Source organism: Pseudoalteromonas sp. S327 (genome assembly GCF_005886415.1).
GTDB lineage: Bacteria > Pseudomonadota > Gammaproteobacteria > Enterobacterales > Alteromonadaceae > Pseudoalteromonas > Pseudoalteromonas atlantica.
Genome location: NZ_PNDP01000040.1, coordinates 1 through 12,673, shown reverse-complemented (window position 1 = coordinate 12,673; position 12,673 = coordinate 1). Strand labels below are relative to the sequence as shown.

Sequence of the window (12,673 nt, the reverse complement as noted above, 5' to 3'; positions counted from 1 at the left end):
CAGGCCGTGAACAGATAAGTTCACGGTACATTCTCAGGGCGGGGTGAAATTCCCCACCGGCGGTATGTTTTACTCATTAGCTTTTGAATAAAACGAGCCCGCGAGCGCTTTATTTAATAATCGTTTTTTAATGTATTAAATAAAGGTCAAGCAGATCTGGTGAGATGCCAGAGCCGACGGTTATAGTCCGGATGAAAGAGAATATAGCTTGTAGCGTATGCAAACACGTTGCCTGTGGCTGCGTGTTTAATACCAATTCGCAATAATACTTAATCATTTTGAGCGACACGTTTTTCCAACCTCAAAATAAATCACTTAATTAAGCGGATTGGTATAAGCTGTTTCGTGGCAAAAAGTGCGCAATTTAGTTTGTGTATTTTGCCATGCCTTTCAGTGTCCTGAATCTATTTATTTTTATGTGGAATATAATAATGATTCAGTCTTTACTTAGCCAATTTGGTGAAAGCCACACCCGTGTAGAAAACGCCATTGCTGCTTTGCAGCAAGGCCAAGGCGTACTTGTTGTTGATGACGAGAACCGCGAAAACGAAGGTGATTTTGTTTTTTCTGCCGAGCATTTAACCACCCAACAAATGGCGGAAATGATCCGCGAAGGCAGCGGTATTGTGTGCCTGTGTATGGGCGATGAGCGTATTAAGCAGCTCGAGCTACCGCAAATGGTAACTCACAACACCAGCCAAAATAATACAGCCTACACAGTCACAATAGAGGCTAAATATGGTGTTACAACCGGCGTATCGGCCGCAGATCGAGTAACAACGATTAAAGCTGCCACAGCCGATAACGCCAAACCCAGTGATTTATCGCGCCCAGGCCATGTATTTGGCTTAAAAGCACAAACAGGTGGGGTTTTAGTTCGCCGCGGCCACACCGAGGCATCTGTTGATTTAATGCAGCTGGCTGGTTTAAAACCGTTTGGGGTTATTTGTGAACTCACTAATCCTGATGGCACCATGGCGCGTTTACCACAGGTAAGTGATTATGCTAATAAACACAGCATGACAGTGGTAACGATTGAAGACTTAGTAAAGTACATACAAATGCAAGAATTAAAGGTCAGTTAAGGTTTTTTAAGCATTACCTAAGTAAAACCCAGCTTTATTGCTGGGTTTTTATTTTGTAATAAGTAATTAATTACTCGTTTTTATTTGAAAATGTTTCTTGCCTAGGCGGCTTTTTCAAAAATCCTCAGCCTGTAAACTTTACCTAAATAGTCAGTGCAGCCGCACACAGTTTATTATTTAGGTGAAACTATGAAAATTAACACGCTTTTACTAGCAACTGCTTTAACAAGCAGTGGCGTATGGGCAGCGCAAAGTAAACTTGAACAGCAAATAACGCCTGCACCCCAAATGGGTATAATGGATAGTTATAATCAGCACATTACCAACGCCCCTTTTTTACTTAATCTCGACAGCCAGCCCAAAGAGCAAATGGGCCCATATTTAACACGCCAATATTTTCATGGTACGCAATCTACGTTTGTAAAATGGGTGGCTAAAAAAGGCGGCAAAGTACCGCTTCATAAGCACCCGAATGAACAAGTGACGTGGATCATGTCAGGCGAGGCTAAAGTGTTTTCTGGCGGTAAACAATACCTTATGAAAGCGGGTGACATGATGGTGATTCCGGCCAATGTACCGCACGAATTTCACTTTACCGAAGATACGGTAGATATTGATTTTTTTGCCCCAGCTCGACAAGACTGGATAGACGGCACAGCTAATTACATTAAGCAAAAGTAGGGCAAATTATGTTTTTAAATAAATCTAAATTAGGGCTAAGCGCTATAGCCTTGCTAATAAGTGCCTCGGCTTTTGCAAATGACACGGTACCCGCTGAGGTTTACGCACAAACCGACGGTGCTGTGGGCGGTATTACGTATACACAAAACAAGCGCTTTATTTTTAGTTATCACCCTTTTTATAACCCAAAAGTAAAAGTGGGGGAGCTTTTAAAAAGTGGTGATGTGGTGCCATTTCCTAATGCGCAAATGCAAACCCCTTATAAAAGTGATGGCAGCTTAAAAAATCCCGCTAACTATTTAAATTGGGTATTAGGGGTAAGGGCTGATGACAGAGGTAATGTATGGATACTCGACTCAGGCCAGGCGCAACCGCGTATTACGCCAAAGCTGATAGCATGGGATGCGCTAAACAATAAACTTAATAAAATTATTTATTTACCTAGCCCTATATCGGTTGCTCAATCTCAACTTAATGATTTAGCTATATCGAGCAAATACAATACATTGGTGATCGCTGATGAAGGTATTGCAGATGGCGGAAATGGCAAGCAAGCCGCCCTTATTATCGTTAATACTAAAACAGGTAAGAGCCGGCGAGTACTGCAAGGTCACGAAAGTGCATTACCCGATTACACAATGCCAATAATGATTGATGAAGGGACTGATAACCAAAAGCAACTTAATGCCTTTATTGGGGTCGATGGCATTGTGCTTGATAACGCGCAGCAATGGCTTTACTTTGCTCCGCTTAATAAAAAGTATGTTTACCGTATTAAAATGGCCGACATTGCTAACGAGCAATTAACTGATAAACAACTAGGCGAACGTGTAGAGCAATACGCACAAAAACCAGTAAACGGTGGTTTAAGTATTGATGCTGATGATAATTTATATTTAACCATAGTGGGTGAGCGTACTGTGGGCGTTATTGATGCCAAAACACGTACGTACCGTGATTACACGTACGATAAAAACATGATTTGGCCTGATGGTGTAAGCATTGGACCAGAGGGTTACATGTACACCGGCGCTGCGCAATTGCCGCTTTCGGCACAACTTAATAACGGCAATGCTCAAAATAAAGCACCCTATTACATATTTAGATTTAAACCTTTAGCTGAGGGCGTAATAGGGCGCTAACTATAATGTGTAAATTAAGCACGCCTTTATGGCGTGTTTTTTTATGTTATTTACTACTTATACCAATCCGCATTAACGCTTAATCATTTTCAGGGGCTAAACGTGTCGCTATCTGCGTTAAAAAATTCTCATTTAGAACGACTAAATAGCGAATTTTTTGCCTTGCTATCAACACGTTTATCCATCCTCAAAATAGATCACTTAATTATGCGGACTGGTATTAAAGCGTGATTATCAATTTTTACAAGATAAAGTTTCAACCTAAATGCGGTTTTTCTGCGCTGACTATTTGGGTATCTTACGGCCATAGGTACTTAACCCGCTTTAGGCTTTAATTAATTATGAAACTATACAGTTACTCTCATTGTCCTTTTTGTGCGCGTGTTAAATATGTAGCAGGCAAATTAGGCATTAAGCTTGATGATGTTGTACTTGATTACGACGACACTGAAACACCAACAAAACTAATTGGTAAAAAAATGGTACCTATTCTTGAAAAAGATGACGGCACTGTTATGAGTGAAAGTAACGAAATTATTAGCCTGCTTATTGAACTTGCTGGTTCTAGCGAATCAAACAAGCCAACGCAAGGGGCTATTGAGTGGCAAGGTGGCTCGTTTGCGCCTTTATTGCAAATTGGTTTGCCGCGCTGGCCATTACTGGATTTAAAAGAGTTAAAAACAGAATCTAGCCGCATAGCGTGGGAAGATAACAAGCAATCGACAGAGCTTAACTTTGTAAACCTAATAGCATCAACTCCTGAGATAGTTTTACAAGTAAATGAATTTTTAATTGGCTCCGAAAAACAGCTCAATATTAATAATGGTAAAACGTCATTAAGCTTGCTTGATAGCGCTATTTATTTTTCTATATTACGCGGTTTATATTGCGAGCCAAGCATTACCTGGCCAGAGCAATTAAACCAATGGATGAACTATCAGGCATTAGAATCTCATGTGCCGTTATTAAGATAGCGAATACTGAAAAAGTTTTAACAGCCAGTACGACTCCCTTCGTATTGCCTTCTTTTGGCCGGTGACCTCGTCACTGGCTTTTTTTATTTAGCTCTGAAAATAACCCCTTTTAATCCAGCACTTAGCAGTGTGCGTGAGCATGGCTGAGTATTATATTAATAACATTAAAAAATTAGTTACCTATTTACACTACATATTATTAGTGGAATTATTAAGCAGGCTTATTCAACGCTATGAATACGCAAAATAATACCAGGAGCTATTATGTGGGATGAAAGGTATAACACTCAGCAATACGCTTATGGCAAACAGCCAAACGATTTTTTAGCCGAGCACTATAAGCAATTACCTAAAGGCAATGTTATTAGCTTAGCCGAAGGTGAGGGACGAAATGCGGTATTTTTAGCAAAAATGGGTTACAGCGTTACCGCGGTTGATGGCTCAAAAGTAGGGCTTGAAAAAGCGGCAAAGCTTGCCAAAGAGCACAACGTAAACATTGAGCTTGTACACGCCGATTTAGCGAAGTTTGATTTTGGAAAAGAAAAATGGGATGCAGTAGTGTCTATTTATTGCCCTTTACCAAGTGCCGTGCGTTCAGCGGTATATAAGCGCGCTGTTAAAGGTTTAAAGCCAGGTGGGGTGTTTTTACTTGAGGCCTATACGCCTGAGCAAGTAAATTATAATACCGGAGGCGGCCCAAGTGTCGATACTAAAACCTCAAAAAGCGATTTACAAGATGACTTAGCCGAGCTTAGCTTTGTACATTTAGAAGAGCTAAAGCGAGAAGTGTTTGAAGGCACATACCACACGGGTTTAGCGTCGGTACTGCAAGCTATTGCTAAAAAATAAAATGAATATAAAAGCTTAGCACTCATTAGCGCTAAGCTTTTTTAATAGGTTTTTATAAAACCTGTATAACTTGCTCTTTTGCTAAGCGAGATTTAGGTAACTTAGCGTTATAATCTTCAGTGTCATCGTGGTAGCCAAGTACCAACGCTACATCACAAATATAGCCATCGAGCTCTTGTTCAAACACTTCACCAATAAGCTGTGCATCTACACCTTCCATAGGTGTTGAATCAACGCCTAAGCGTGCTGCGGCGTGCATTGTGTTGCCCAGGGCAATGTAAGTTTGCGCTTTGGTCCACATTGCATTGTTGCCTTGCTCATCGGTATTCATATCAACAAAAGCAAACGCACCAAATGCTTGTTCGCGGTTTTCACTTTGAGTACGGCCATTTTTAATGTCTGCATCAATTACTTGTGCGTAGTCATCACGTTTATATTTAGGGTTGTAAGCAAATAAAATAACGTGCGATGCAGTTTTAATATGCGGCTGATTAAATTGAAATTTATTAGCAAACGTAGAGTGCATACGCTCTTTAGCTTCGTCTGATTCAATAACAATAAATTTCCACGGCTGCGAGTTAATAGATGAAGGAGAAAGACGCATAGCTTCGTAAATTACATCTAGATCATCTTGAGGAATACGCTTGGTTGTGTAGCGTTTAGTTGTATAACGTTTTTCTAAATCATTAATAATTGGATGGGTCATGGTTATCTCCGTTAAGTGGCTATTTTAGCCAAGTAGTGTCTATATTGAGCCTTTTTAAAAAAAACAAAGCACAAATTACTATTTAATTGGGTTGTTATTAAGCCAATTACGCGTTACGACATCGAGGGGTTGTAAGTTTTTGCATACTTTATAGTCAAGTTCGGCAATGATCTCATTTGAAAAGTGTAATTTATTAAGGGTGTTTAACTGTGCTTGGTTAAACAGCGCTTGTTTATCTTCACGTAGGAGTAAAACAGCTCTATCAACAACGCCTAGTAATCCTTGTGGTTCTTTAAGCTCACGTATTGTGTGCTTGTAATGCAAAAATTGTGGTTTCCATAACGGCACTACGCACCAGGTTTGGGTGGCGACGGCGTTTTCAAACGCGCTAAAACAGTCATGCTCTGTGCCGGTTAAAAACTCATATCCTGCGCTCGTCAGCCCATATTCTTTCATCATATTAATAGAAAAACGGGTAATACCAGCACCGGCATTAATGCCCTGAATTGTTTTTTGCATTTTTGAAAGCACATCAGGCTTTAGCAAATCACTAATTTCGTTCACTGCACTTTGCGGTACGTAATCTGGTACGCCCCAGTGTGCATAAGGCTCATAATGTAAGCCAAGCTCAACGAGTGGCATAACTTGTTCAACATCGGCTTTATAAACACCGTGGCTTGAAGGCAGCCATGCTGAGGCGAGTAAATCTACTTCACCAGATTTAAGGTTTTTAAAGTTATCTTGATGCGGTGCATAAATACGCTCAACGGTAAAGCCCATATCAGTTAAAACATGGCTCACTAAAGAGGCCGTAACATGGTGAAACGATAAATCGGTTACGCCCAATTTTAAATGTACTGTACTCATAATGAATTACTCCATTTTATAGAGCAGCCCATGCTGGGTGTTTGCTGCTCAGGACCTTTGCCTGTGGCCGCAATTTGGCGCATGGCATTAACTAACTCAGGAGTGCGATGTGCATCGTTATTCATTTTTGCATCGTCTAAGCGGCCACGGTATTGCAGTACCCCGTGCTTATTGAAACCAAAAAAATCAGGCGTGCAAACCGCGCCATACTGTTTGCCTACGCCTTGGTTTTCATCAACAAGGTAGGGAAACAAAAAGCCGTGCTGCTTAGCAAATTTTTCCATATTAGCTGGGGAGTCAGCAGGAACGCTTTTATAGTCGTTCGACATAATAGCTAACACATTTATACCTTCGTTTATTAATAACGCGGTATCTTCGCTTAAGCGCCTTGCAACACGTTGCACATAAGGGCAATGGTTACAAATAAACATGATTAACAAGGCGTTTTCGCCTAGGTTGTCGGCTAAGGTAAAAGGCTCGCCTTGCGGGGTTTTTAACGTAAAGTAGGGCGCTTGCCAGCCAAAGTCACAAATAGGGGTATCGAGTAACATAACTTAACTCCTAAAAAGCCAGCGGGTATGGCTGGCTTATAAAAATAATTAATTATTTTTGATTAAAGCGAAAACGCGTTAATACGTAAGGTGGTTTTGCATTACCAAAGCCTTGGCTAAATGCAGGGTGCTGGTGGAGCTGATCTTGTGTTACATAAATCCAACCATTGCTCACTGCTAGGCTATCAGGCCATGATAATCGTTTGTCTTGAACAATTATTTCGTAGTGGCCTTTAGTCGTTAAGCCAATGGCATTGTTTTCAAGGTCGGTTACTAAAATACCGCCACCTGGCGCGTAGGTCATGCCATCGCTTGGGTTTTTAGGGCCAAACACTTCAATGCTTTTTGCTTTTTTAGCATCTGAATACGTGCTATCAGCGAGCGTTTTTGCCGGAATACGGTAAACACTTGTGCCTGTAAATGCGCCAAAGTATACCCATTCATTTTTATCATCAATGGTAATTGGGTTTAAACCAAAACGTAGGTTTGTTGTTTCACCTTTTGCTGATTTAGATGCAACAGGAGAGGCTTCGATGACAATATCGCGCTCCTCTGGCATTAGCTTAGCATTGCCCTCAAGTACACGCGTTGATTCGCCGGTTTTTAAATCAACAACAATAAACGCAGGTTTAGTGGCGCCCATAAAGTTACCAAAAGACATATCGGCAATGTAAATTTTGTCGTTACGTTCATCAATAACAAAGTCTTGTAAAAACGAGTTATCAAGTACAGCGTCTTTATTTAATTCAATGGTATTAACTAAGGTATTGGCAACGCTGTCCCAGGCTATAAGTTTTGGGGCTACTTGCTCGCTGCCCATGTCTAAAATCCACACCACACCTTTGCTGTCGCTATGCACGCCAATTACGGCTGCAAGGCCAACTTTGCCAAGCTCGGGGCCGTCAGCCCAATCTTCGCTAGGGAAAGGTTGTTGAGCACCGTTTGCCATAATTTCAACTACTCGCGTTTTTGGTGCATCAAGCGGGTGCATGCTTACAATCATTCGCCCTGCAGGTGTTATAGTTATACCTGCGCCGCGATATTTATTAAAAGTAGTCACCGTTTCAAGGGGGCCAACGTCTGCTGCATAGGCGCTTGAAAAAGCACTTGCGGCTAATGACAGGGTTGCTATTGCTAAGGTGGTTTTTAATCGTTTCATACTGTGATACCCGTTATGCTAAAAAAATAGAGTAAAGCGATTTAAATAGCCTAAATGACTTCGCTTGCGTTGAGGTGAATAATAGGTGAGAATTTTTATGCAATAAACAGGGTAATAATTGAATCTTTATCAAATAATATTAGTTAATTGAAAGGGAGAGCGTTTGCTTTAAACAAATTTGCTTTTTAAACATACTATTACTGCCCAAAAGCTGGGTTTACTAATAAACGCCCTAAAGATTGTCCTAATTTAATAAATAGTGGTTAGTGACTAGCTGATGGGTACAGTGTAATATTTGCCTTTATATTGATAAACCGCGCAATAGATAAGCATTGTCAAATATAAATAGACAATAAATCACTTTTTGATTGCTCAATACACTGTAAGCAAACCTAAAGCGCTTAATTTTGCCAAAAATAATAATTAAATTATTAAGTTGATAATGGATTAATACACAATGCTTTTAGAAGACTTACAGGTAATTTTAAAAGTGGCAGAGTTTAAAAGTATTACTGCTGCAGCATCAAATTTAGATATGCGCACCGCCACAGCAAGTGCTGCTGTTAAAAGGGTAGAGCAGGCTTTAGGTTTTGAACTATTTATACGCACCACTCGCCATTTAAGGCTTTCTGCAGCCGGCGAGCGTTACATTCCGCAATGCCAGCAAGCATTGGCAATGCTTGAACAAGCCAAAAATACACTTAAAAGCGATGACGATATAATTGATGGCGAGCTGCGTATTGCGCTTTCTTCTGATTTAGGGCGCAACATTGTGATCCCCTGGCTTGACGAGTTCATGCAAACCCACACTCAGCTCAGCTTGCGCGCCAATATAAGCGACAGTAATATCGACTTTTATCGTGACTCGGTCGACATTGCACTGCGTTATGGTAAACCTAACGATGCCAGCATGTACGGTTTTAAAATTTGCGATGTACCGCGTATTTTATGCGCAGCACAAAGCTACCTTGATACACATGGCACGCCGGCTCATCCACATGATTTAACAGAACATAAAGGGCTGTTTTATCAACTGCAAGATATAATTAAAGATGTATGGGTATTTAGCGATGCCAGCGAAGAGTTTAAAGTAAAATTGCACGGTGGCCATGCGGCTAACGATGGCGATTTAGTAAGGCGCTGGTGTGTGTCGGGCAAGGGGCTGGCGGTTAAATCGTGCTTAGATATGTCTAATGAATTACTTGCCGGTAATGTCATAAGTGTTATGCCAAACTTTAAACCCACGCCTACAGAGCTTTGGTTGGTGTGCCCAAGTAGGCAGTCAATCACTCCGGCGGTGCGCTTACTTCGCGATGCCTTTAGAGAAAAAAGCGCCAGTATTTTAAAAGCCCTTATTGCAAAAGGGATTATTGATAAAAGCGTGCTTGGCTAATGAAGGACTGATAATGCAAGTTGATGATATTAGAGTGTTTGTGCCGTGTAAAAATTATCAGCAATCGTGCGACTTTTATCAGGCGCTTGGCTTTAATGTTGAGCCTGCATCAGCTGATTTAAGTATTGCAACATCAGGTGAATGTAGTTTGTTTTTACAACGTTACTACAACCAAGAATTTGCTGAAAATTTAATGCTGCAAGTGTGCGTATTAAACATAAACGAAGCCTTTAACACTATTAGTAAGTTAACTCACTTTGATATTCGCTTTGAAGGGATAAAACAAGAGCCGTGGGGTAAAGTGATTTATTTATGGGGACCATCTGGTGAGCTTTTACACATTACAGAGCTCAATTAACTTAAAAAATGCCACCCATTTTAAGCTGGTGGCATTACCTTATTATTAACTTAGTTTTTCATTAAAAAACGCTAAGGTACGCTGCCAAGCAAGTTCTGCTTTTTGCTCATCATAACGCCCAGTAGAGTCGTTATGAAAACCATGATTAGCGCCTTCGTACATGTGCATAGTGTACTCAACATTGTTAGCTTTTAAGCTTTTTTCATAATCAGGCCATGTAGCGTTAACGCGTTTATCAAGCTCACCTAATTGAATCATTAAAGGCGCTTTAATATTTTTGTGCAGTGACTCACTGGCAGGTGTGCCATAAAAGGGCACGCCCGCGCTCAGTAAGTCACTCTCAACCGCTGCTAAGTAATTAACAATGTAACCACCAAAACAAAAGCCTACAGCTCCCAGTTTGCCGTTACTATTAGAATGATTTTTTAAAAAGTGAGCCCCAGCTACAAAGTCGTTTTGAATTTTAGCTCTGTCCATGGTTTTTTGCATGGCGCGTCCTTCATCATCGTTACCAGGGTAGCCACCAAGCGGAAAGAGTGCGTCGGGTGCAAAGGCAATAAAGCCTTTTTTGGCTAAGCGCCTGGCTACATCTTTAATATATGGGTTTAAACCACGGTTTTCGTGAATAACTAATACAACCGGCAGTTTACCTTCAATTTTGCTAGGTACTGCTAAGTAGCCTTTGCCTTTACCATGCCCGTTTGGCGAATCAAATTCTTCGTAGGTGGCTTTAATATCATCATCGTTAAATGATACTTGCTCTGCAAACGCATAATTAGGTAACAGGGCACTGGTTAGTACGCTCATTGAAAAACCAAGTGCAGCTAACCCACCTAGTTTTTTCATAAATGTACGTCGGTCCATTAAACCGTGGGCGTATTCGTCGTACCAATCAAAGGCTTCTTGCGGGATATGATCTGATTGCGGGGTATTCATGGCTGCTCCTTCCATTATTATTAGTTATGTATTGTTATTTATTACCATAACGTATTAGGAGTAAAAAACGAGCAGTATTTTTCTCAATTATTAGGACTGTTGAAGTTATCCATCAAGCAAGGAAAGGAGCACATTCCTTTGTTGTGTGGAAATTAAAGAAACCATTTCAATATGATTTAAATCTTTTACCTCATACATGCTCACTTTTGAGTTGTTAAGAGTAAGCAACCTATTATATGGACTCACTTTGTCTGCATTACTTGAAAAGATGTAAGTTTGCCTAGCATGCGGGGTCTTATTTAGATTATTTAATATGTCGAGTTTAGTAAGAGGTACTTCACTTTTTTCAATTATCTTAGCCGCGACTTCATTTAAATAATCATCGCCTAATAGTTTGCTATAAATAGGGTGTGATAAGTTAGCAATTGTGGTTAGTGCGGCCTCAAAATTAATCATTGGGGCATAAAGTATATGCTTACTAATGTTCAGCTTAGATGCCAACTCAACTCCCGCAATTGCGCCCATTGAGTAACTAATTAAGGAAATATCAGTGTAGTTTTCTTTATTTACATAATTGACTAGCACATCAAGCGAGTTTAAGCCAAATCTAAACTTCTCGTATTGATTACTTGCAGGCATCACTATCACATTTTTTCCAGTGACATGGCTAAGCCATCTTGCTTGCATGGTGTAAATCAAGCTGTCTACGCCATACCCCGGAAAGATGATTAAAAGCCCGCTATTTTGGTTGTTTGATAAATTATCTGAAGTAAGTTGGTATTCAAAAACCTCATCTTCAGTGCTTCCTTCAACAATCAAACTTAGCGAAAGTGTATTACCATCGAGTAGGTAGCTTTCGATATCCTTAGGTGAGATAAACCTAAAATCAAGACAATCTACTTCGCTGCTACAGTAATGGGTTTGTACTCCAGATAAAGCGATAGAGCTCTCAAATTCTTTAGGGAGAACTTTCTGCGGAGGCTTAGTTATTTGATAAGCAATATAGCTCTGGCACCCACTTAAAAAAATAACTAAAGAAATAATCAGTATGTATAAGCGCATTAAAGTCCCTTTAATTTTCAAGCTAAAATTTTTTTATTAATTAATGCCTGACTTCCCTTCATCTACGCCTATCAAAAAGTCGAGCCCTACAAATGCGAACGATATAGCAATGAAGCCAAATAGCATTAAGTTACGGTTATTCTTTTTAAACCAAGTGTGGTAAACACAGCAAAAACAATAAATAGAATAAGTTGTACAAGTGGCATAGTTACATCCTTTTATGTGGGGGTGTCCATATACGTGCCTAACTTACCAGCTTAAAATAATTTAAACAATTGACTTAAAAATAAAAAGCTCGGGAAATTCCGAGCTTTTTTAGTGAGTTACCTAAGTGACGTGTTACGCCATAGCGTCGTTGGCTACAGGGTATTTAGGGTCTTCAACAATGTTAACCTCAACTAAATCACCGGCTTTTTGTAATACCACGGCGGCCAACAAGTACTCGAGCCCAAACATAATAATAAAGGCGGTGGTGACTACAGCCATAGAGCCAGCAGCACCCGAAATCATACCTGGGCGGCCGCCAAACACGGCGGTAATAAAGCCAACAAAAAACGAGCCATATAGTCCCATCATTGGGTCAATTCCCGCTACAAAGGTAAACGCAACGGCTTCGGGAATGAGCGTAAGCACAGCGGTTAAGCCGGCTAATACATCATTTTTTAAATTAGCGCTGCGTTTGCTTATTAAATCAAACATAGGGTTCCTTAGGGTGCATAAATAAACTAGATGCCATAGCGCTTTAAGCGGATAGCAGTATGTTTAGGTGTTTTAAATTTACGTGTATAGGGCGTGTTGATCTTTGCGGATTGAAATTTGTTCAATCTAGGGGCGATCAAATCGCGGCGCGAGGTTTGTAACCTAGTGGGCTAAGTAAAAACCGAGCAACAAAGAGTTTATCGCCCCTAGG

At 40.4% G+C, this 12,673-nt stretch carries 13 protein-coding genes, 1 pseudogene and 1 riboswitch; of the genes and pseudogenes, 7 read left to right on the top strand and 7 right to left on the bottom strand.

Annotation, left to right across the window (positions count from 1 at the left end; all coding sequences use genetic code 11):
- Window positions 1-25 precede the first annotated feature (25 nt).
- A riboswitch (FMN riboswitch) is annotated at window positions 26-207 on the top strand.
- 224 nt (window positions 208-431) lie between these two features.
- From ribB to CWB60_RS13035, 5 genes are all read left to right on the top strand, one after another.
- Window positions 432-1,085, top strand: a complete 654-nt coding sequence (gene ribB, locus CWB60_RS13060; protein WP_138578707.1) for a 3,4-dihydroxy-2-butanone-4-phosphate synthase — start codon at window positions 432-434, stop codon at window positions 1,083-1,085.
- A gap of 189 nt (window positions 1,086-1,274) precedes the next feature.
- Complete coding sequence (locus tag CWB60_RS13055) at window positions 1,275-1,766, top strand: cupin domain-containing protein (protein WP_138578705.1); 492 nt, start codon at window positions 1,275-1,277, stop codon at window positions 1,764-1,766.
- An 8-nt stretch (window positions 1,767-1,774) separates the two neighbouring features.
- On the top strand, window positions 1,775-2,908 hold the full coding sequence (locus CWB60_RS13050) for an L-dopachrome tautomerase-related protein (protein WP_138578703.1): 1,134 nt from the start codon (window positions 1,775-1,777) through the stop codon (window positions 2,906-2,908).
- Between the two features lie 341 nt (window positions 2,909-3,249).
- Window positions 3,250-3,882 carry a glutaredoxin 2 gene (gene grxB / locus CWB60_RS13040; RefSeq protein WP_138578701.1) on the top strand — a complete coding sequence of 211 codons (633 nt, stop codon included), beginning with the start codon at window positions 3,250-3,252 and terminating at the stop codon, window positions 3,880-3,882.
- 264 nt (window positions 3,883-4,146) lie between these two features.
- The gene (locus CWB60_RS13035) at window positions 4,147-4,731 is read left to right on the top strand and encodes a class I SAM-dependent methyltransferase (protein WP_138578699.1); all 585 of its coding nucleotides are present in this window, start codon (window positions 4,147-4,149) and stop codon (window positions 4,729-4,731) included.
- A gap of 52 nt (window positions 4,732-4,783) precedes the next feature.
- On the opposite strand, the gene CWB60_RS13030 is transcribed toward CWB60_RS13035, so the two are convergent.
- The 4 genes from CWB60_RS13030 to CWB60_RS13015 form a co-directional block, all read right to left on the bottom strand.
- Window positions 4,784-5,437 carry a nitroreductase family protein gene (locus CWB60_RS13030; protein WP_054983121.1) on the bottom strand — a complete coding sequence of 218 codons (654 nt, stop codon included), beginning with the start codon at window positions 5,435-5,437 and terminating at the stop codon, window positions 4,784-4,786.
- A 78-nt stretch (window positions 5,438-5,515) separates the two neighbouring features.
- The gene (locus CWB60_RS13025) at window positions 5,516-6,304 is read right to left on the bottom strand and encodes a glycine betaine ABC transporter substrate-binding protein (protein WP_138578697.1); all 789 of its coding nucleotides are present in this window, start codon (window positions 6,302-6,304) and stop codon (window positions 5,516-5,518) included.
- The gene (locus CWB60_RS13020) at window positions 6,301-6,855 is read right to left on the bottom strand and encodes a thioredoxin family protein (RefSeq protein WP_138578695.1); all 555 of its coding nucleotides are present in this window, start codon (window positions 6,853-6,855) and stop codon (window positions 6,301-6,303) included. The genes CWB60_RS13025 and CWB60_RS13020 overlap by 4 nt, the downstream gene beginning before the upstream one ends.
- 52 nt (window positions 6,856-6,907) lie before the next feature.
- Window positions 6,908-8,014, bottom strand: coding sequence for an L-dopachrome tautomerase-related protein (locus CWB60_RS13015; RefSeq protein WP_138578693.1), 1,107 nt, complete (start codon window positions 8,012-8,014; stop codon window positions 6,908-6,910).
- A 457-nt stretch (window positions 8,015-8,471) separates the two neighbouring features.
- Between CWB60_RS13015 and CWB60_RS13010 the strand changes: the two genes are divergently transcribed.
- Window positions 8,472-9,407, top strand: coding sequence for a LysR family transcriptional regulator (locus tag CWB60_RS13010; RefSeq protein WP_138578691.1), 936 nt, complete (start codon window positions 8,472-8,474; stop codon window positions 9,405-9,407).
- 13 nt (window positions 9,408-9,420) lie between these two features.
- Entirely contained in the window at window positions 9,421-9,765 is a 345-nt protein-coding gene (locus CWB60_RS13005; protein WP_138578689.1) for a VOC family protein, read from the top strand.
- A gap of 45 nt (window positions 9,766-9,810) precedes the next feature.
- Here the strand turns inward: CWB60_RS13005 and CWB60_RS13000 are convergent, their stop codons facing one another.
- The 3 genes and pseudogenes from CWB60_RS13000 to CWB60_RS12990 all read right to left on the bottom strand — a co-directional run.
- On the bottom strand, window positions 9,811-10,701 hold the full coding sequence (locus CWB60_RS13000; protein ID WP_138578687.1) for a dienelactone hydrolase family protein: 891 nt from the start codon (window positions 10,699-10,701) through the stop codon (window positions 9,811-9,813).
- Between the two features lie 105 nt (window positions 10,702-10,806).
- On the bottom strand, window positions 10,807-11,763 hold the full coding sequence (locus tag CWB60_RS12995; protein ID WP_121637627.1) for an alpha/beta hydrolase: 957 nt from the start codon (window positions 11,761-11,763) through the stop codon (window positions 10,807-10,809).
- Window positions 11,764-12,180: 417 nt separating this feature from the next.
- Window positions 12,181-12,462 (bottom strand): annotated as a pseudogene (locus CWB60_RS12990) (SulP family inorganic anion transporter); the annotation flags it as partial.
- Window positions 12,463-12,673: the final 211 nt, after the last annotated feature.